General features: G+C 71.4%; 20 protein-coding genes. 7 read left to right on the forward strand and 13 right to left on the reverse strand.

Going from position 1 to position 19,557, the window contains the following annotated elements:
* From cbiQ to TN53_RS27825, 5 genes are all read left to right on the forward strand, one after another.
* Nucleotides 1-762 (forward strand): cobalt ECF transporter T component CbiQ, encoded by a 762-nt coding sequence (gene cbiQ, locus TN53_RS27805; protein WP_046261429.1) that lies wholly within the window; start codon nt 1-3, stop codon nt 760-762.
* The gene (locus TN53_RS27810) at nt 750-1,517 is read left to right on the forward strand and encodes an energy-coupling factor ABC transporter ATP-binding protein (RefSeq protein ID WP_046261430.1); all 768 of its coding nucleotides are present in this window, start codon (nt 750-752) and stop codon (nt 1,515-1,517) included. The genes cbiQ and TN53_RS27810 overlap by 13 nt, the downstream gene beginning before the upstream one ends.
* A gap of 10 nt (nt 1,518-1,527) precedes the next feature.
* A complete protein-coding gene (locus TN53_RS27815; RefSeq protein WP_046261431.1) occupies nt 1,528-1,995 on the forward strand; it encodes a MarR family winged helix-turn-helix transcriptional regulator in 468 nt (155 codons plus the stop codon).
* A gap of 107 nt (nt 1,996-2,102) precedes the next feature.
* Complete coding sequence (locus TN53_RS27820) at nt 2,103-2,549, forward strand: organic hydroperoxide resistance protein (RefSeq protein ID WP_046261432.1); 447 nt, start codon at nt 2,103-2,105, stop codon at nt 2,547-2,549.
* A 53-nt stretch (nt 2,550-2,602) separates the two neighbouring features.
* Nucleotides 2,603-3,766 (forward strand): serine hydrolase domain-containing protein, encoded by a 1,164-nt coding sequence (locus TN53_RS27825; protein WP_046261433.1) that lies wholly within the window; start codon nt 2,603-2,605, stop codon nt 3,764-3,766.
* Between the two features lie 6 nt (nt 3,767-3,772).
* Here the strand turns inward: TN53_RS27825 and TN53_RS27830 are convergent, their stop codons facing one another.
* The 8 genes from TN53_RS27830 to TN53_RS27865 all read right to left on the reverse strand — a co-directional run bounded on the left by TN53_RS27830 (nt 3,773) and on the right by TN53_RS27865 (nt 11,123).
* A complete protein-coding gene (locus TN53_RS27830) occupies nt 3,773-4,048 on the reverse strand; it encodes a DUF1876 domain-containing protein (protein ID WP_046261470.1) in 276 nt (91 codons plus the stop codon).
* Between the two features lie 55 nt (nt 4,049-4,103).
* Nucleotides 4,104-5,567, reverse strand: coding sequence for a toll/interleukin-1 receptor domain-containing protein (locus tag TN53_RS44255; RefSeq protein WP_052745328.1), 1,464 nt, complete (start codon nt 5,565-5,567; stop codon nt 4,104-4,106).
* 57 nt (nt 5,568-5,624) lie between these two features.
* Nucleotides 5,625-6,470 carry a DMT family transporter gene (locus TN53_RS27840; RefSeq protein WP_046261434.1) on the reverse strand — a complete coding sequence of 282 codons (846 nt, stop codon included), beginning with the start codon at nt 6,468-6,470 and terminating at the stop codon, nt 5,625-5,627.
* The gene (locus TN53_RS27845; RefSeq protein WP_095046771.1) at nt 6,467-7,006 is read right to left on the reverse strand and encodes a YbaK/EbsC family protein; all 540 of its coding nucleotides are present in this window, start codon (nt 7,004-7,006) and stop codon (nt 6,467-6,469) included. The genes TN53_RS27840 and TN53_RS27845 overlap by 4 nt, the downstream gene beginning before the upstream one ends.
* 28 nt (nt 7,007-7,034) lie before the next feature.
* Nucleotides 7,035-7,610: a cysteine hydrolase family protein gene (locus tag TN53_RS27850; RefSeq protein ID WP_046261435.1), complete on the reverse strand. Its 576-nt coding sequence runs from the start codon at nt 7,608-7,610 to the stop codon at nt 7,035-7,037.
* Nucleotides 7,611-7,620: 10 nt separating this feature from the next.
* Entirely contained in the window at nt 7,621-7,761 is a 141-nt protein-coding gene (locus TN53_RS48500) for a hypothetical protein (protein WP_234441725.1), read from the reverse strand.
* 411 nt (nt 7,762-8,172) lie between these two features.
* Nucleotides 8,173-10,398 carry an MMPL family transporter gene (locus TN53_RS27860; protein WP_046261436.1) on the reverse strand — a complete coding sequence of 742 codons (2,226 nt, stop codon included), beginning with the start codon at nt 10,396-10,398 and terminating at the stop codon, nt 8,173-8,175.
* Nucleotides 10,399-10,523: 125 nt separating this feature from the next.
* Nucleotides 10,524-11,123, reverse strand: coding sequence for a TetR/AcrR family transcriptional regulator (locus tag TN53_RS27865; protein WP_046261437.1), 600 nt, complete (start codon nt 11,121-11,123; stop codon nt 10,524-10,526).
* A gap of 164 nt (nt 11,124-11,287) precedes the next feature.
* Between TN53_RS27865 and TN53_RS27870 the strand changes: the two genes are divergently transcribed.
* The gene (locus TN53_RS27870) at nt 11,288-14,623 is read left to right on the forward strand and encodes a S41 family peptidase (RefSeq protein ID WP_046261438.1); all 3,336 of its coding nucleotides are present in this window, start codon (nt 11,288-11,290) and stop codon (nt 14,621-14,623) included.
* Nucleotides 14,624-14,696: 73 nt separating this feature from the next.
* On the opposite strand, the gene TN53_RS27875 is transcribed toward TN53_RS27870, so the two are convergent.
* The 4 genes from TN53_RS27875 to TN53_RS27890 all read right to left on the reverse strand — a co-directional run bounded on the left by TN53_RS27875 (nt 14,697) and on the right by TN53_RS27890 (nt 18,329).
* Entirely contained in the window at nt 14,697-14,930 is a 234-nt protein-coding gene (locus TN53_RS27875; protein WP_046261439.1) for a hypothetical protein, read from the reverse strand.
* An 89-nt stretch (nt 14,931-15,019) separates the two neighbouring features.
* A complete protein-coding gene (locus TN53_RS27880; RefSeq protein WP_046261440.1) occupies nt 15,020-15,904 on the reverse strand; it encodes an SDR family oxidoreductase in 885 nt (294 codons plus the stop codon).
* Nucleotides 15,901-16,818, reverse strand: coding sequence for an alpha/beta fold hydrolase (locus TN53_RS27885; protein WP_046261441.1), 918 nt, complete (start codon nt 16,816-16,818; stop codon nt 15,901-15,903). Before TN53_RS27885 ends, TN53_RS27880 begins: the two co-directional genes overlap by 4 nt.
* Nucleotides 16,815-18,329, reverse strand: coding sequence for a flavin-containing monooxygenase (locus tag TN53_RS27890; protein WP_046261442.1), 1,515 nt, complete (start codon nt 18,327-18,329; stop codon nt 16,815-16,817). Before TN53_RS27890 ends, TN53_RS27885 begins: the two co-directional genes overlap by 4 nt.
* A gap of 134 nt (nt 18,330-18,463) precedes the next feature.
* Between TN53_RS27890 and TN53_RS27895 the strand changes: the two genes are divergently transcribed.
* Entirely contained in the window at nt 18,464-19,108 is a 645-nt protein-coding gene (locus TN53_RS27895; protein WP_095046772.1) for a MerR family transcriptional regulator, read from the forward strand.
* 18 nt (nt 19,109-19,126) lie between these two features.
* Here the strand turns inward: TN53_RS27895 and TN53_RS27900 are convergent, their stop codons facing one another.
* Entirely contained in the window at nt 19,127-19,498 is a 372-nt protein-coding gene (locus TN53_RS27900; RefSeq protein ID WP_046261443.1) for an MFS transporter, read from the reverse strand.
* Nucleotides 19,499-19,557 lie beyond the last annotated feature (59 nt).

A 19,557-nucleotide genomic window follows, 5' to 3' on the forward strand; every position in this document is an offset into this window, starting at 1 on the left:
ATGGGGGCCGGGCACGCGCACAAGCTCTACCGGCACGGGCACTCGCCCGTGCACGGCCTGCCGCCGCACACCAAGCTCGCCGCGGTGTTCGCCTTCGTGGTGGTCGTCGTCTCCACACCGCGGGAGGCGATGTGGGCCTTCGGTCTGTACGCCGTGCTGCTGGGCGTCGTCGCCCACGTCGCGCGCGTGCCGGCCGGGTTCGTCCTCAAGCGGCTGCTGATCGAGGTTCCGTTCGTCGCGTTCGCGGTGCTGCTGCCGTTCGTGGCGCAGGGCGAGCGGGTCGAGGTGCTGGGGATGTCCCTCAGCGTGAGCGGGCTGTGGGGCGCCTGGAACGTGCTCGCCAAGGGCACCCTGGGCGTCGCCGCCTCCGTGCTGCTCGCCTCCACCACCGAGCTGCGTGAACTCCTGCTGGGCCTGCAGCGGTTGAAGCTGCCGCCGCTGCTCGTGCAGATCGCGTCCTTCATGATCCGCTACGGCGATGTCATCACGGACGAGATGCGGCGGATGCGGATCGCGCGGGAGTCACGCGGGTTCGAGGCGTCCGGCGTGCGCCACTGGGGTGTGCTCGCCAAGTCGGCGGGTGCCCTCTTCATCCGCTCCTACGAACGCGGTGAGCGCGTCCACCTCGCCATGGTGAGCCGTGGGTACGCCGGTTCGATGCCGGTCATCGACGAGGTGACCGCCTCCCGGGCGCAGTGGACGTACGCGTTCGCGCTCCCCTTCGCCGCCCTCGTCGTATGTCTGCTGGGATGGACCCTGTGACCGCTTCCCTCGAGGTCTCCGGCCTCGCCTACGCCTACCCCGACGGCCATCAGGCCCTGTTCGGCGTGGACTTCTGCGTCGCGCGCGGCGAACGGGTCGCGCTGCTCGGCCCGAACGGGGCCGGCAAGACGACCCTCGTGCTGCACCTCAACGGCATCCTGTCCGGCGGCACGGGCACGGTGAAGGTCGCCGGGCTGCCCGTCGGCAAGCAGCACATGGCTCAGATCCGGCGCAAGGTCGGCATCGTCTTCCAGGACCCGGACGACCAGTTGTTCATGCCGTCGGTCCGGGAGGACGTGGCGTTCGGTCCGGCCGCGGCGGGCGTGAAGGGCGCGGAGCTGGAGGAGCGGGTCGACCGGGCGCTGGCGCAGGTCGGCATGGCCGAGTTCAAGGACCGGCCGCCGCACCACCTCTCCTTCGGTCAGCGGCGCCGGGTGGCGGTCGCGACCGTGCTCGCCATGGAGCCGGAGATCCTCGTCCTGGACGAGCCGTCCTCCAACCTCGACCCCGCCTCCCGCCGCGAACTCGCCGACATCCTGCGCTCCCTGGACGTCACGGTCCTCATGGTCACGCACGACCTGCCGTACGCCCTGGAACTCTGTCCGCGCTCCCTCGTCCTCAGCGAGGGCGTCATCGCCGCCGACGGCAGGACCGCCGAGTTGCTCTCCGACGACGACCTGATGCGCGCCCACCGCCTGGAGCTGCCCTACGGCTTCGATCCGCGTTCGGTCTCCGGCGCGACCGGGCGTCCGTGACAATGGGCGCGTGACGAACGAGGACCACGCCGGTGAGGGCTCACTGCTCCTGGACGAGCAGCTGTGCTTCGCGCTGTACGCCGCCCAGCGCGCGGTGACGGCCGCGTACCGTCCGCTGCTGGAGGAGCTCGGCCTCACCTATCCGCAGTACCTCGTCCTGCTGGTGCTCTGGGAGCGCGGCGAGACGACGGTGAAGGAGCTCGCGGAGGCGCTGCGGCTCGACTACGGCACGGTGTCGCCGTTGCTCAAGCGGCTGGAGAGCGCGGGGGTGGTGCGCCGGGAGCGGGCGGCCCACGACGAGCGCTCGGTGCTCGTCGCGTGCACGGGGCTCGGGGAGGAGCTGCGGGAGCGCGCGGCGCGGGTGCCCGGCGCGCTGCGCTCGGCGACCGGGCTTGGCGGCGCTGATGTCGTGCGGTTGCGCGAGGAGTTGTGGGAGCTCACTCGCCGGGCGCAGGCCGCGGCCGAGCGCCCTCTCTGAACTCCTGTTACCCGCGGTTGCCACCCCCTGGTAATCCAACCCCTGCCTACCGGCCGGTACCTTGTGCACGATGTATTTGTGCGCGCCTGTTCTGGGGGGAGCCAGTCATGAGTGAGGACACCGCCGTCGACACCCGTCCGACGAAGATCATGTACGTCGCCGAGGCCACCGCGCACGGCGGCCGCGACGGATATGTCACCAGCCAGGACGGCCAGATCGAGCTGAAGGTCGCGATGCCGCCGCAGATGGGCGGCGACGGCAACGGCACAAATCCGGAGCAGCTGTTCGCGGCGGGCTACAGCTCCTGCTTCCACAACGCGCTGGTGCTCGTGGGCCGCCGTTCCGGCTTCGACCTGACCGGCTCCACGGTCGCCGCGAAGGTCGGCATCGGCCCCAACGCCCAGCGCGGCTTCGGCCTGGCGGTCGCCCTCAGCGTCTCGCTCCCGGTACTCGACCAGGCCGTCGCCACCCAGCTGGTGGACGCCGCCCACGAGATCTGCCCGTACTCGAACGCGACCCGCGGGAACATCGACGTGACCGTCCTGCTTGGGTAGAGGGGGGAGCAGAGCACAGAGCAGCGGGAACAGCGAGAGCGGGGCGCACGGACGTGGATGCGAACGGCACCGTCGCCGAGGGCTTCGAGCCGGTCAGGGACGCGTTCGTCAGGAACTTCGAGGCGCTCGGGGACCGGGGCGCGGCGGTCGCCGTGTACCGGGACGGGCGCAAGGTCGTCGATCTGTGGGCCGGTACCCAGCACGTCGACGGCAGCGCCGGCACCGAGCCCTGGCAGCGCGGCACCGCGCAGATCGTGCGCTCGGCGACCAAGGGCGTCGCCGCCGCCGTACCCCTGCTGCTCGCCCAGCGCGGGCAGCTGGACCTGGACGCGCCGGTGGCCGCGTACTGGCCGGAGTTCAAGGCGTACGGCAAGGAGCGGGTGCTGGTCCGGCAGGTGCTGAACCATCGGGCCGGGCTGCCGGTGCTGGAGCGTCCGCTCACCCCGAAGGAGGCCCTGGACCCGCGCAGGGGGCCGGAGGCGGTCGCGGCCCAGGCGCCCGTCTGGGAGCCCGGCACGGACCACGGGTATCACGCGCTGACCTACGGCTGGCTGCTGGACGAGCTCGTGCGGCGCGTGACGGGACGCGGCGCCGGGGAGTGGATCGCGGCGGAGATCGCCGGGCCGCTGGGCGCGGAGCTGTGGCTGGGACTGCCGGAGTCGGAGGCGTACCGGACGGGGCGGGTCGGCCGTGTCGAGGCGCCCGAGGCCGCGAACGCCCTGCGCGCCCGCCCCAAGCGTGCGGTGACCGAGGCCTACACCGACCCCGGCTCCCTCACCAACCGTGCCTTCGGCGCGATCACCCCCTTCCCGGACCAGAACGACCCGGCGTACCGCGCGAGCGCCCTGCCCGCGACGAACGGCATCGCGACCGCGGACGGGCTGGCGCGTGTCTACGCCGCGCTGATCGGCGAGGTCGACGGCGTACGGCTGTTCACGCCCCGGACCGTCGAGCTGGCCCGTGCGGAGGAGTCCGCCGGCCCCGACCGGGTGCTGGTGATCAACACCCGTTTCGGCCTCGGCTACATGCTGCACGGCAGCGCCTCGCCGTTTCTCGGCCCGGGCTCCTTCGGGCACCCGGGCCGCGGTGGCGCCCTCGGCTTCGCCGACCCGGAGACGGGCATCGCGTTCGGCTATGTGACCAACGGCCTGCGCAAGACGGTCACGGCGGACCCGCGGGCGCAGGCGCTGGTGCGGGCGGTGCGTGCGGCTCTGTAGGTGTGCCTAGACGTGGATCGGATGCGACGTCCGCCCGGACGCCGCGTCGATCTCCCCGTGCGCCTTGGCCAGCATCTTCATCGCGAGGTTGTTGAGCGCGCGGGCCCCCGCGATCTCCTCCCCCACCCTCGGCTGGTTGGAGTCGGTGTGGTGACGGCTGGCCTGTCCGTGGGCCCGTACCTCGGAGCCGTCGGGCAGGCGCACCATCGCGACCGCCCTCGTGTGTTCGTCGTCCTCCTGGAACTCCATCTCAACGTGCCATCCCACAGCGGTGTGCATCATGACGATCACCTCCGGAAGAACTCCTTCCAGAGTGCTCCTCGGGGGCTGGCCACGCCTAGTCGGGTTCGGCGTACTCCTCGGGCCGCGGGGCGGGGGCGGTCGGCTTGGTGCGCGGGGGCAGGCTCATCTCCGCGACCCGCCGCAGCAGCCCGTCCCGGAAGCCGGTGACCTGTCGGGCCAGCTCACGGCGTTGGCGCCGCTGATAGCGGTGGGCGGTCTCCAGCGTGCCCAGCGCCAGAGCCGTGCCGATCAGGACGACGACCCCCATCACCACGTACCGGCGGACCGTCCCCTCGCCCGCGGCGGCGTAGGCGAGCCCCGACGCCACGAACAGCGCGGCCGTCAGGGCCAGCCAGAGGACGTAGCCGGCGAACAGCCACGGATGGTCCTGGCTCAGCCACTCGCGACGCGTCCGCCCCGCCGCACGCTCCGTGCGCCGCACCGCGTCGGCGATGTCGTCGAGCTCCCAGGCCGCCTTCTCCCGCTGTTCGAGCGAGAGCGGAGCCGTCATCCGGTCCAGGCGGACATGGAGGCGGGCGACCGCTCGGCGCAGTGCGGCCCGGTGCACACGATCGGGCAGCCGGTGGGGCCAGCGCGCCCACAGGTCGTCGTCCCGCTTCTTGAGGCGCAGGTGGGTGACGGCCGCGCGGGCGACGGCGACCCCGAGGACCAGCAGCAGCGGCAGGGCCACCGCCATGCCCTGGTCGCCGCGCACCGCCCCGTACCCGCCGAGCAGGACGATCCCCAGGCCGATGGGCCAGGTGTGCCGGATGTACGTCCGGTGCCGGACCGCGTGCAGCTCGCGCTCCAGGTCGTCGACGGACCGCCGGACGAGACGGACGGCGGCGACCGCGACGAACGGCGCGCACATCAGGACCGTGGACATCAGGGCGGCGCTCAGGGTGTACGGCAGGACGTCCGTGCCGGCCCAGCTGTCGTCCTGCGGCAGGGCGGGCACCCCGGCCAGCACCGCGCAGGCGAGCGCCGCGGTGAGAACGCCGAGCCACCGGCCGGGGCGCATCCCGCGCTCCTCGGGCGCCGGGACGGGCCGCCAGTCCGGGCGCACCAGCCCTTCCAGCACGGCGATCAGTTCCGCGAGGTCCGAGGACCGGTGCGTGCGGCGCAGCGGCTGACCGTTGCGGCCGACGAGTTCACGGATCGAGGGCGGCAGCTCCGCGGGCCGCGGCGCGGTGACCCCGTCCAGGAACACCGGGATCAGTACCTTGCCGCTCGCCAGGGCCTGCTCGATCTCCCGGCGGACCCAGTCCTCCTCGTCGTCCAGCCGCCGCGCCCCGGACACGTCCCGTACGTCCGCCCACCCCGGGTGGATCACGGCGAGCAGCACCTCGCAGTCGTCGACCCGCGCCCGCAGCGTGTCCGAGAAGCGCTGCCCCGGCACGATGGACGGCCGGTCCAGGAAGACCTGGCCCCTGCCGAAGTGCCGGTCGAGTTCCGCGTAGAGGTGCTCCACCGTCTCCGAGTGGTCGCCTCTGCGGTAGTTGATGAATACGCCGCCCATGGGGCCGTTGCTACCAGAGAAACGGCGGCGTACGTGCGCAATTCACCCGCACGGGCCCTATCCGGAGTGCAGCATCAGCCCGATCCCCACCAACAGCAGCCCCGCCGCGGCGATCCGCGGCATCCCGAACCGCTCCTTGAAGAACACCGCCCCGATCGCCGCGCCCACGATGACGGACGACTCGCGCAGGGCCGCGATGGGTGCCAGTTCCGCCTCGGTCTGGGCCCACAGGACCAGCCCGTACGCGGCGACGGAGAGGGCGGCGCCGACGAGCCCCAGGACCGCGAACGGCCGGAGCGTGGGCACCAGTTGCCCCCGCCGGCGGTGGGCCGCGTACGCCGGGAGCACCACGCCCTGCACCGCCATCAGCCAGGCGATGTACCCGAGTGGGGACCCGGAGGCGCGTACGCCGAGCCCGTCGACGACGGTGTACGCCGCGATGGTCAGCCCGGTCGCCAGCGCCGCCCCGATCGCGGCCCAGTCCGGCCGGTTTCCGCGAAGTCCCCACAGGGCCACGCCGGTCAGTCCGGCACAGGACACCGCGATACCGGCCGCCGCCCAGCCGTCCGGCACCTCGTGCGCGAACACCGCGGCGAGCACGGTGACCACGAGCGGGGCGGTGCCGCGCGCGATCGGGTACGCCTGGCCGAAGTCCCCCAGCCGGAAGGACTTCATCAGCAGCGCGTAGTACGCGATGTGGATGCACGCCGAGGAGAGCAGATACGGCCACGCCCCGGCCGCCGGGAACGCCGCGAACGGCACCAGCGCCAGCCCGATCAGCATCCCGCCGCCCGCGATGAGCGTGAACCCGACCAGCTTGTCGGTGATCTTGTGCGCGATGGCGTTCCAGCTGGCGTGGGTGACCGCGGCGAGCAGGACGGCCGTGGTGACCAGAGGGGTCACGCGGTCTGCTCGCGGACGTCCACCAGCGTGGCGCCCGCGTGGGCGATCAGCGTCTTGGGCTCCATGGGGAAGACGGTGTACGGCGTGCCCGCCGCCGCCCACACGAGGGCGTGGTCGAGCAGCGAACGGTCCGCGAGGACCCGGGTCCTGGTCCGGTGCCCGAAGGGCGGTACCCCGCCGATGGCGTACCCCGTGGTCTCGCGTACGACGTCCGCCTTGGCCCGCGTCACCTTTCCGGCGCCGAGCTCCTGCCGCACCCGCTCCACGTCCACCCGGGACGCCCCGTCCATGAGCACCAGGACCGGCACCCCGTCCGCCGCGAAGATCAGCGACTTGCAGATCTGGCTCAGCTCGCAGCCGATCGCCTCGGCGGCCTCGGCGGCGGTACGGGTGGCGTCCGGGAAGCGGCGGATCTCGGCGTGCAGCTCACCGAGGCCGAGGGTGTCGAGGGCTGCGGCGAACAGGGGGTGGGCTCCGGAGTCCGGGGCGTCGGTGGTCGTCATGCACGGCACGCTAGCGGTCGGTGTAGAGGGCATGCGACCCGGTTCCCGGCACGGGTGCGGCTCAGGCCTGGTCCGCCGGTGCGGGCCCCTCGAACGTCACGGCCTTCGTCTCCACCACTCCGGCCGTGCGCCCCGGCGCGGCCTGCCAGCGCCAGTAGAGGTTCGTGTGGGCGATGACCTGCTCCGGCGGCGGGGCGCCCCACGCGCTCTTGTCGCCGGCGGTGTGGGCGTCGGCGACCAGCGTCACGTCGTAGCCGCGGACGAACGCCCCGTGGATCGTGGAGCGGATGCAGGCGTCGCTCTCCGCGCCGCTGACGACGAGGCGTCCGACGCCGGCGCCGGCGAGGACCTCCTCCAGGTCGGTGCCCTCGAAGGAGTCGCCGTAGCTCTTGTGGACCAGCGGCTCGGAGTCGCGGCGGGGCAGCTCCGCGACGTACTGCCAGTCCTCGCTGCCCCGGGGCAGGTCCTCGTCGAAGTGCTGGACCCAGACGACCGGTATCTCCTCGGCGCGGGCCCGGTCCACGAGGGCGGCGATGTTGGCGACGACCTCGTCACGCCGGTGGGCCCCGGCCACGACGCCGTTCTGAACGTCGATGACGAGCAGTGCCGTACGGGAGCGATCAGGCAGTGTGGTCATGGTCGTAAGGCTAGACCCGGGCACTGACAACGGCCTCGGCCTCGGCCCGCTTCCGGCGGGCCCCGACGATGCCGCCCAGGGCGCCCAGCGAGACCAGGCCCATGGCCGCGGCGCCGATGACGCCCTTCGCGCCGTCCATCGAGAAGTACATGGGGGCGGCGGTGACGCCGTTGAACAGGAACAGAAACCACAGGGTGCCGGGCGTGCCCAGGAACGCCTTGATCTCCGGCTTCTTCGCGATCCGCGAGCCGGCGATGAGCGCGAGGACACCGCCGACCGCGAGGTGGCCACGTTCTTCTGCATCTCGTCGAGGACGGCTCCGGCGCCGCCGGCACTGGCGACGAGGCCGCCCACGAAGACGGACCAGAGCACGACGTCGGAGACGAACTTCCTGGGGGCGGCGAGCGGCGAGGCCATGAGGGTTTCCTTTGCGGGCGGAGGAGGTTTCCAGCTGTCCTCCACACTCCCGTCCCGCGCTCGCCGCCACGAGGGAGGGCGCTGCCGAAGCCGTGGTGCAGCGGACCGCACCACGGCTTCGGATCTCAGGATCAGGACCTGTACGTCAGACCCGTACGAGCTCCCGGTCCTCGTCCTTCTTGTCGTCGTCCTTCTTGTCGTCGTCCAGGCTGCGCAGCCCCTCGCCCTCGACGTCCACGTTGGGCAGGGCGCGGTCCAGCCACTTCGGCAGCCACCAGGCCTTCTTGCCGAGCAGCGCGAGGACCGCCGGGACGATCGCCATGCGGACCACGAACGCGTCGAAGAAGACGGCGATCGCGAGGCCGAAGCCGATCATCTTGATCATCGACTCGCTGGAGCTGATGAAGCCGCCGAAGACGGCCATCATGATGATCGCGGCGGCGACCACGACCCGGGAGCTGTGCCGGAAGCCGGTCACGATGGCCTGGCTCGGGCTCTCGCCGTGGACGTAGGCCTCCCGTATCCGGGTCACGAGGAACACCTCGTAGTCCATCGCGAGACCGAAGACCACGCCGACCATGAATATCGGCATCATCGACATGATCGGCCCGGTCTCCTCGACACCGATCAGGCCGCTCAGCCAGCCCCACTGGAAGACCGCGACCACGGCGCCGAGCGCGGCGAGCACGCTGAGCAGGAAGCCGAGGGCCGCCTTCAGCGGGACCAGGATCGAGCGGAAGACCACGATCAGGAGGAGGAAGGCGAGGCCCACCACCAGGCCCAGATACGGGACCAGGGCGTCGTTGAGCTTCTGCGAGAAGTCGATGTTCATCGCGGTGGTGCCGGTGACCAGGACGTTCGCGTCGGTGTCGGCCTTGACGTCGGCGCCCTGGTCGCGGATGGCGTGGACCAGGTCCTCGGTCTGGGTCGAGGACGGCTTGGAGTCCGGGATCACGGTGATCATCGCGGTGTCGCCGGCCTTGTTGAACGTCGCCGGGGTGACCGTCACGACGTCCTTGAGGTCCTTGATGCCGTCGGCGACCGTGGTGGCCGCGGCCTTCGGGTCGTCGCTGTTCCTGGCGTCGACCACGATCATCAGGGGGCCGTTGAAGCCGGGACCGAAGCCCTCCGACAGCAGGTCGTAGGCGCGGCGCTGGGTCGTGGACGTCGGCTGGGAGCCGTCGTCGGGCAGGCCCAGTTCCAGCTGGGTGGCCGGGACGGCGATCGCGCCGAGGCCGAGCACGCCGAGCAGCAGCACGGCGGCCGGGCGGCGGATGACGAAGCTGGCCCAGCGGACGCCGAGGGCGGGCTTGGTCTGCCCCTCAGGAGCCTTGGTCTTGTTCGCCTTGCGCTTCTCGCCCGCCGGACGGACCTTCCGGCCCGCGTATCCGAGGAGCGCCGGGACCATGGTGAGCGCGATGAGGACGGCGACCACGACCGTGCCGGCGGCCGCGAGGCCCATCTTGGTGAGCATCGGGACGTTGACGACCGCGAGGCCCGCCAGGGCGATCACGACGGTGAGTCCGGCGAAGACGACGGCCGAGCCGGCGGTGCCGGTGGCCCGTCCCGCCGCTTCCTCGCGGTCGCGGCCCTCGGCCAGTTCGCCGCGGTAGCGGGAGACGATGAACAGCGCGTAGTCGATGCCGACCGCGAGGCCGATCATCAGCGCGAGCGTGGAGGTGGTGTCGCCGAGGTCGAGCGCGTTGGCGAGGGCCGTGATGGTGGAGACACCGATGCCGACGCCGATGATCGCCGTCAGCAGCGGCAGTCCGGCCGCGACCAGCGAGCCCAGCGTGATGACGAGGACGACCGCGGCGATGGCGATGCCGATGATCTCGCCGGCGGCTCCCGGCTCGGCCGCGGCCTGCAGCGCGTCACCGCCGATGTCGACGGTGAGTCCGGTGGCGCGGGCCTCGTCCCCGGCCTTCTCCAGGGCGTCCCTGGTCGAGTCCGCCAGTTCCATGCCGGGGGCGTCGTACTTGACCGACGTGTAGGCGACTGTGCCGTCCTTGCTCACGGCGTTCGTCGTGAACGGGTCGGTGACGGAGACGACCTCGGAGCCGTCGCTCAGTTCCTTGACGGTCTTGGCGACGGTCGCCTTGTTGGCGGCGTCCGTCATCTTCTCGCCCTCGGGCGCCTTGAAGACGATGCGGCCGGTCCCGCCGTCTGCGCTGGCGCCGGGGAAGCGCTGTTCGAGCAGGTCGAAGGCCTTCTGCGCCTCGGTCCCCGGTATGGAGAAGGAGGTGGATCCGGCACTGGGGGCGCTTGCCGCGCCGACACCCGCGAGCGTCAGCAGGGCGACCCATATCAGGGCGACGAAATGCCGTCGCCGGAAGGCGAGCCGGCCGAGTTTGTAGAGGAACGTGGCCACGTGGGCGTACTCCCGGTCAGGTCGTTGGGGCGGTGCAGGGAAGGGGTGATCGACCCGATGGGGACATGGGTGATCGTCCCGACGACTTGAGCGGTGACGTCAGGTGGTGACTACGGGGAGAGGACTCAGGGGGTGGGCACGCCGAGGGCAGGGAGGACCACGGCGTCGATGTACGAGGTGAGGAAGGCCTGGGTGGGAGGCAGCTGGTCGATCATCGTGCGGGTCGCGAACGCTCCGACCAGCATGTGGACGATGTAGTCCAGCGCCGGGCAGTCGGCGCGGACCTCGCCGCGGTCGACCGAACGCTGCATGACCTTCTTGAACTCGCCCATCTCGGGTTCGACGAGGAGTTCCCTGAAGGCCTGCATCAGGTCCGGATTTCCGTGCACGGCCATGGCCAGGGCCCGCATCAGGTCGGAGTTGCGCTCCATGGTGCAGTCGTCCTCGCGGGTGACGAGGGTCAGGAGGTCGCCCCGCAGGGACCCGGTGTCCACGTCGGCGGTGCCGCCCGGCTTCTGGCTCCGCATGGCCCTCACGACCAGCTCGGGCTTGCCGCCCCACTGACGGTAGAGCGTCGCCTTGCTGGACTTGGTGCGGGCCGCCACGGCGTCCATGGTGAGGGCGTCGTAGCCGACTTCGCGGAGCAGTTCGAGCACGGCCGCGTACAACTCGGCCTCGCGCTCCGGGGTGATCCGACTGCGACGCACCGTCGCGATCTCAGTCATGATTCCCGCCGCCTCCTCCGAACGACACGGTTTCGTACATGACGAATGTAGCGCATCCCCATTCGAAACGAAACCGTTTCGTACGTGTCGTGGCTCACGCTGGATCGAGCCTCGACCATTTTTCATAAGTTGCTCCGGTCCATCCCCCGGAAAAGCATGGGGAGGTGAGCTATCTGCGCCTGCCGCATCTGAGCGGCGACCTCCTGTGCTTCGTGGCCGAGGACGACCTCTGGCTGGCCCCTCTCGACGGAAAGGGACGCGCCTGGCGTCTCACCGTCGACCGCACCAAGGTGGGCCACCCCCGTTTCTCACCCGACGGCCGCCACCTCGCCTACACGAGTTGGCGGAGCCTGGTCCCGGAGATCCATCTGGTGGACGTGGAGGGCGGCCCGGGCAGACGGCTGACGTACTGGGGCTCGGCGGACACCCAGGTCTGTGGATGGACACCCCCCGACGGGGACAAGGGTGCCCAGATCCTGGCCGTCGCCTCCCACGGCGAGCCCTTCTCCTACTTCACCTGGGCCTACAAGGTCCCCACCGACGGCGACCCCGGCCGCAAGCTCCCCTGGGGCCCGGTCTCCGACCTCCAGGTGGCCGACCTCGAAGGGGAGCGCAGAACCCTCCTGCTCACCGGCACCCCGCCGCACGAACCGGCCGCCTGGAAGCGCTACCGGGGCGGGGCCACCGGAAGGCTGTGGCTGCACGGCCACCGCCTCCTCGAAGGCCTGGAGGGCCACCTCCACTCCCCCATGTTCGTCGGCGACCGCATCGCCTTCCTCTCCGACCACGAGGGCGTCGGCAACCTCTACTCCTGCGCCCACGACGGCTCCGACCTGCGCCGCCACACCGACCACGACGCCTTCTACGCCCGGCACGCGGCGAGCGACGGCACCCGGGTGGTGTACCAGTGCGCGGGCGACCTGTGGATCGTGGACGATCTCGCCGGCGAGCCGCGGAAACTCGACGTACGACTGAGCGGGCCACGCACGGGACGGCGTACGTACCAGGTGCCGGCCGCCCAGCACGTGGACGGCGCCTCGGTCGACGAGACCGGCCGCGCGAGCGCCGTCGTCGTCCGCGGCAGCCTGTACTGGCTGACCCACCGCGACGGTCCCGCCCGCACCATCACCGACACTCCGGGCGTACGGGTCCGGCTCCCGGAGATGCTCGGCTCGGTCGGCCAGGTCGCCTATGTGACGGACGCGGAGGGCGAGGACGCGGTGGAGATCGCCTACCTCCCCCGGGCGACGGGCGACCGCGCCCCCCGGCGGCTGGCCTCCGGCGAGCTGGGCCGGGTCCTGGAGATGGTCGCCGACCCCCAGGGCGAGCGCCTGGCCATCGCCTCCCACGACGGCCGCCTCCTCCTCATCACCGTGACCGATGCTGCAGAGGAGGCGGGCACGGAGGACTCGGGCGGCGAGGTCACGGAACTGATCCACTCGACCAACGGCCCGGTCCGCGACCTCGCCTTCTCCCCGGACGGGGCATGGCTGACGTGGTCGCACCCGGGCATCGGCAGGTCGCTGCGCCAGATCAAGATGGCCCGCATCTCCCCGAAGGCAGGGGCGGCCCCCCTGATCGTCGACGTCACCAACGGCCGCTTCGAGGACGAGAACCCGGTGTTCACGAGGGACGGCCGCTATCTGGCGTTCCTCTCCTGGCGAGGCTTCGACCCGGTCTACGACGTCCACACCGGTGACCTGTCCTTCCCGCTCGGCTGCCGCCCGTACCTGGTCCCCCTGTCCTCGGCGACCCCCTCCCCGTTCGCACTGACCCCCGAGGGCCGCCCGGCGGCCGGCGGCCTGGACCCGGCGGAGGACGAACCGGAGGACGGCAGCACGGTCACGGTCGAGGTGGAGGGCCTGGAGAGCCGCGTGACCCCCTTCCCGGTCACCGCCTCGAAGTACTCGGCGCTGTATCCGGTGGCGGGCGGCGGACTGGTCTGGCTGCGCTGGCCGATCTCGGGGGCGCTCGGCGAGACCTTCGCGAACCCCGACGACACGACCGGCCGCCCCACCCTCGAATACTTCAACATCACCAAGGCGAAGAAGTCCGAACTGATCGAGCACCTCGACTGGTTCGCGGTGAGCGGCGACGGCTCCCGCCTGGTCGTCGTCGACGAGGGCGAGCTGCGCGCGGTCCCCGCCACCGAGTCCGGCGACAGCGACTCCACCGTCTGGATCGACGCCCGCCGCATCCTGCACGAGGTCGACCCGGGGGCGGAGTGGCGCCAGTCCTACGAGGAGGCGGGCCGGCTGATCCGCGCGTACTTCTGGGAGCCGGAGATGTGCGGCATCGACTGGGACGAGGTGCTGGCGCAGTACCGCCCCCTGGTCGACCGGGTCTCGACCCCGGACGAGTTCGCGGATCTGCTCCGCGAGGTCCTGGGCGAACTGGGCACCTCCCACGCCTACGTGACGGCGGCCCGCCGCAACGAGGGCCCACCCCACTACCAGCGCCGACAAGGCCTGCTGGGCGCCAACTTCGTACACCGGGAAGCCGGTTGGACGGTGAAACGCATCCTCCCCGGCGACTCCTCCGACTCCAAGGCCCGCTCCCCGCTGGCCGGCACCGGCATCCGCGAGGGCGCGGTCCTGACCCATGTGGACGGCCGCCCGGTGGACGCGGTGACGGGCCCCTATCCGCTGCTGGCGGGCGCGGGCGGTACGACGGTGGAGCTGACGTTCGCCCGACCCGTCGCCCACCACCACCCTTCCAAGGAAGGCCCTTCGGGCCCCTCTGACTCGGCCGAGGGCGAGGGCCGGGCGAGACGGGTGGCGGTGGTCCCCCTCACCGACGAAAGGCCTCTGCGCTACCAGGACTGGGTGGCCAAACGCCGCGAGGTGGTCCGGGAGTTGAGCGGCGGCCGCTGCGGCTATCTCCACATCCCCGACATGGGCGGCTCGGGCTGGGCCCAGTTCAACCGCGACCTGCGCATGGAGGTCTCCCGCCCCGCCCTCATCGTCGACGTACGCGGCAACGCGGGCGGCCACATCAGCGAACTGGTCGTGGAGAAACTCACCCGCACGATCCTCGGCTGGGACCTGACGAGAAACGCCCAGCCGGTGTCGTACGCGTCGAACGCCCCGAGAGGCCCGGTGGTGGCACTGGCCGACGAGGCGACCTCCTCGGACGGCGACATGATCACGGCGGCCTTCAAGCTGCTGAAGCTCGGCCCGGTGGTGGGCCAACGCACCTGGGGCGGCGTCGTCGGCATGACCGGCCGCCACTCCCTGGGCGACGGCACGGTGATCACGGTGCCGATGAACGCGGCGTGGTTCGACGCGTACGGCTGGACGGTGGAAAACCGGGGCGTGACCCCGGACCTGGAGGTCCTGCGGACCCCCTTGGACTGGGCGGAGGGCAGACACGTACAGCTCGACGACGCGGTGCAGCTGGCAGTCGACCTGCTGACGACAACACCCCCGGCAACCCCACCGGACTACGCGAACGTACCGGATCGTTCACGACCCGAACTGCCGCCGCGGGAATCGGCCTAGGCGGCAACGCGGACGTGGGGCGCCCCAACACACAGGGCACCCCACGTCAGTCGGTCAAAGCCGAGCGCAGCGGCTAAACGTCGTAGTCCTGGTCGAGACGGTCCCGCTCCTCCTGCTGGAGGCGCTCCATCTCCTCGTCCCGCTGCTTGCCGCGCTCCGGGCCACGCTCCTGGCCGCGCTCCTGGCCACGCTCCGGGCCGCGCTCCTGGCCACGCTGCTGGCCCTGCTCCTTGGCCTGCTGGGCCTTCTGCTTGGCCTGCTCCTGCCACTGCTCCGACTTGTCCTGGAACTGGTCCTTCATACCCATGTGGGTTCACTCCCGAAGTGGGTGAGGGGATGAGCCCCGAGCTGGGGCCTCGACCAGATTCACACGCCAGGACAGAGCGCGCATTTCGATCAGTTACGCCGCGTAGCGCGCGCCTCCTCATCAGCCGCCCCACCTGCACCGACGAGTCCCGAACGGACCCCCGCCAACCGGTCCCCGAACCGCCGCATCTCCCGCTGCCCGACCGTCCCGATGAGCCCCGGCAGATACCCGCGCACCCCCTGCATCCCGCGCAGCCACCCCTGCCCGTACACATGGCTCGACCGCCGCTCGATGCCGGCCACGATCCGGTCGACCGCCGGGCCCAGCGGATACGTCTTGTTGGCCGGCCACACCAGCCGCCGCCGCAACTCCCGCATGACGTCGTCCTGATCGGCCCCGCGCACCATGTCGGTGTCGGTCCACGACAGATACCCGACGCCCACCCGCACGCCCCGGTACCCGACCTCGGCCCGCAGACTGTGCGCGAACGCCTCCACGCCGGACTTGGACGCGCAGTACGCGGTCATCATCGGCGCCGGAGTGATGGCGGCCAGCGAGGCGATCTGCAGCAGATACCCCCGGCTCTCCATCAGCACGGGCAGGAAGGCGCGGGCGGTCACCGCGGACCCGATCAGGTTCACCTCGATCACCCGCCGCCACGCCTCCGGATCGGAGTCGACGAAGGGACCGCCGCTGGCCACACCGGCGTTGGCCACCACGATGTCGACCTTCCCGAACCGCTCCTTCACCTCGCGCGCCACCCGCGCCATCGCCTCGTCGTCGGTGACATCGGCGTACCAGTGACCGCTGTCGGTGTGCAGCCGCTCGCAGACCTGCTTGAGGGCGTCCGGCTCCAGACCGACCAGCGCCACCTTCGCCCCGCGCGCGGACAGCTTGCGGGCGAGCAGCTCACCGACACCGCGTGCCGCTCCGGTGACGACGGCGACCTGTCCTTCGAGGCTGACCCTGCTCATGCACCCTCCTTGATCGTTGCGTACGTCGTCACGAGGTCCCGGATCTTCCCGGTGACCAGCTCGGGCGCCTCCACGGGCGTCATGTGCCCGAGCCCGGGCAGCTCGGTGAGCCCGACGCAGCGGGGCAGCGCCGCCACCAGCGAACGCGCGTGCACGGGCGGCGTCAACCGGTCCGCCGTACCGACGACGACGGCCGTGGGAACGTCCAGGGACCGCACCCCGTGGTCGAGGTCGAGCAGATCGAGGACGTGCGACCAGGAGTACCGCACCTTGCGGGGGCACGCGTGCACGATCCGCGCGCAGGCCTCGACCATGTGCGGGGCCGAACCGGGGCCCATCGTCCCGTACTTGAGGATCCGCCGCGCGAGCGGAGTGACCGGCCCGAGCGGTGCCCGCGAGCCGAGGATGTGCTTGGTCAGCCAGGTCCGCGGTCGTCCGGGCCGCATCGGTACGACGGTCGACTCGGCGACCAGTCGCGAGGAACCGGTGCTGCACAGCAGGACGGCGGCGGCGTGCGCCCGGAAGGCCGCCCTGTCGGCCGCCGCCATCACCGTCATCCCACCCATGGAGTGACCGGCGATCACGGCCTTCTCGCCGGGTGCGAGAGTCGCCTTCAGTACGGCTTCGAAGTCGTCGGCGAGGGCATCGGTGCTGCATGCCGGGCTCGCCGGGCTGCGTCCGTGGCCGCGCTGGTCGTAGGCGATGACCCGGTGGTCGACGGCGAGGTCGCGTATCTGCGCCGCCCAGAAGGCGGTCGAGCAGGTCCAGCCGTGCGCGAGGACGACGGGCGGCGCGTTCTCGGGCCCGTGCACCTCGACGTGCAGACGTGCGCCGTCGGCGGAGACGGCGGTCAGCTCACGGGCGGGCACGGGTGGGGCGTAGGGCCCGGAGGAGACGTGCAGGAGCCGGCTCACACGTTCACCTCTTCCTCGGTCGCTTCGCTCGCTTCGGGCGCCTTGCTGCGGAGCACCTCGTACTCGGCGAGGTCCACGCGCCGCGTCGCGCGCCGGAACTCGGTCGTGGTCCCCGGCCAGATGGTGGTGTTGCGGCCGCCCGCGTCGAGGTACCAGCTGGTGCAGCCGCCGGTGTTCCACACCGTGCGCTTCATGCGCTCCTGCACCCGCAGGTTCCAGGCGTGCACGGCGCTCGGCCGGGCGTCGAGGGCGGCGCGGCCGCCGAGGACGTCGAGCTGGCGTACGAAGTCGGCCAGGTAGTTCAGCTGGGACTCGATCATCAGGATCATCGAGGAGTTCCCGAGCCCGGTGTTGGGCCCGATGATCGTCATCCAGTTGGGGAACCCGGCGGCGGACGCGCCGCGCAGGGCCTCCATCCCGCCCTTCCAGGCCTCGGCGAGGGTGCGCCCGTCCGCCCCCACGACCCGGTCGGCGATCGGCATGTCGGTCACGTGGAAGCCGGTCCCGAAGATGATCGCGTCGACCTCGGCCTCGCTGCCGTCGGCGGCGACGAGGGTGGAGCCGCGGACCTCGCTGAGCCCGCTCGCCACCAGGTCGACATTGGGCCGGGCGAGCGCCGGGTAGTACTCACTGCTCAGCAGGATCCGCTTGCAGCCGATGCGGTAGTCGGGGGTCAGCTTGGCCCGCAGCGCGGGGTCCTTGATGGCACGGGCCATGTTGCCCTTGGCCAGCTTCTCGACCAGCCCGAGCTCGCCCGGCCGCTTGGTGAAGGCCTGGACCTGCAACTCCCGGATGCCCCACAGGAGTCCGCGCCGGGCGTGGGTGGTGAAGGGCAGCTGCTGGTGCAGCCGGCGCTCGAAGCCGGTGATGGGCCGGTCGACGCGGGGCATGACCCAGGGCGGGGTGCGCTGGAAGAGAGTGAGTTTCTCCGCGAGGGGCTGGATGGCGGGCACGATCTGGATCGCGGAGGCACCCGTCCCGACCATCGCGACCCGCTTGCCGCGCAGGTCGTAGTCGTGGTCCCAGCGGGCGGAGTGGAAGACCTTGCCGGGGAAGGAGTCCAGCCCCGGGATGTCGGGGGTCTTCGGGTCGGACAGCGGCCCGGTGGCGGAGACGACGACGTCGGCGGAGAGCCGCCCGCTGCTGGTCTCGATGTCCCAGCGAAGCCGGTCCGCGTCCCAGGTCATCATCTTGACCTCGGAGTCGAAGCGGAGATGGGGCCGGAGCCGGAAGACGTCGGCGACATGCTCCAGATAGGCCCGGATGTGCTCCTGCCCGGAGAAGGTGCGCGGCCAGTCGGGATTGGGCGCGAAGGAGAAGGAGTAGAGGTGGGACGGTACGTCACAGGCGCACCCCGGGTAACTGTTGTCCCGCCAGGTGCCCCCGACACTGCCGGCCCGTTCCAGGACGACGAAGTCGGTGACACCTTCGCGCCGCAGCCGCACGGCGGCCCCGAGCCCCCCGAACCCGGACCCGATCACCGCCACCCGCACATGCTCGTGCTCGGTCATCCCGAAGCCTCCACGCATCGCTTTTCGGACTCTGCCAGTGAACACTGGCGCAATGGGAGGGTAGGACAGCTCCTTACCGATGGGTAGGGGGCGGGGCCAGGAAAGTTACCGGAGGTACAACATAGGCTGCGGGCGTGACCGAGAAGCGCGAGTACCGCATGGAGGAGTTGGCCCGCCTGGCCGGCATCACGCCGCGCACCCTGCGCTTCTACCGCGAACGCAAACTGATCCCGCCGCCCCGCCGCGAGGGCCGTATCGCCTGGTACGACGACCACCACCTGGCCCGGCTGCGCACCATCGCCGCCCTCCTGGAACGCGGCCACACCCTCACCGGCATCGCGGAACTGGCGGAAGCCCTCGACCACGGCCGGGACGTCGCCGACCTCCTGGGCGTGGCCACCCCCACGGAAGAGGAACCGGTCCGCCTCACCCCCGAGGAGCTCGCCGCCCGCTTCGAGGGCCAGGTCACCACGGACAACCTCGCCGCCGCGCTGGAGCTGGGCTACCTCGGCACCGACGGCGACGAGATCGTCCACATCAGCCGCCGCCTCCTCGACGTCTCCTCCGCCCTGGTCGCCGAGGGCATCCCCCTCGCCGAGGTCCTGGCAGCGGGCAAACGCGTCCGCGCACACGTCGACGACCTGGCCGAGATGTTCGCCGAACTGGTCCTCCGCCACGCCACCGAGAACGACATGCAACGCCTGCGGCCCCTCGCGAGAAGCGTGGTGGAGGCGGAGCTTTCACTGGCGTTGGACCGGCGGTTGCGGAAGCGGGGCTGACTTCTCCCGGACCTGTGGTCAGTCGGATGGCCGGTCGGAGGCGTCCATCCGCCTCCACACCGGGAAGACCACCGGGCAGAGCGTGGCCAGCAGATACAGCCCGCCGAACGCCGACATCGCCGTGGACAGACCGTCCGTCTCCGTGACGAAGCCCGCCGCAAGTCCCCCCAAGGGCGTGATCACTAGTACGGAGGCGGTCCTCGCGCTGAGCACACGGCTGAGCAGTTCCGCGGGCACCGTCTCGTACATCACCGTGGCCATGATCGGATTGAGCACACCACAGGCCAACCCCTCGATGGCCATCATCACGGCCAGCGGAGCGAAGGTGCCGGTGAACGCCGCCACCACGAAGCGGGGCATGCCGACAACGAGGAACGCGACCGTGAACACGCCAAGGGACGGTCGGGCGGCGGACCCGAGCGGCTGGCCGGACCGGACACCGCCCGCTT

It is taken from the genome of Streptomyces sp. WM6386 (assembly GCF_000972385.1).
Taxonomy (GTDB): Bacteria; Actinomycetota; Actinomycetes; order Streptomycetales; family Streptomycetaceae; genus Streptomyces.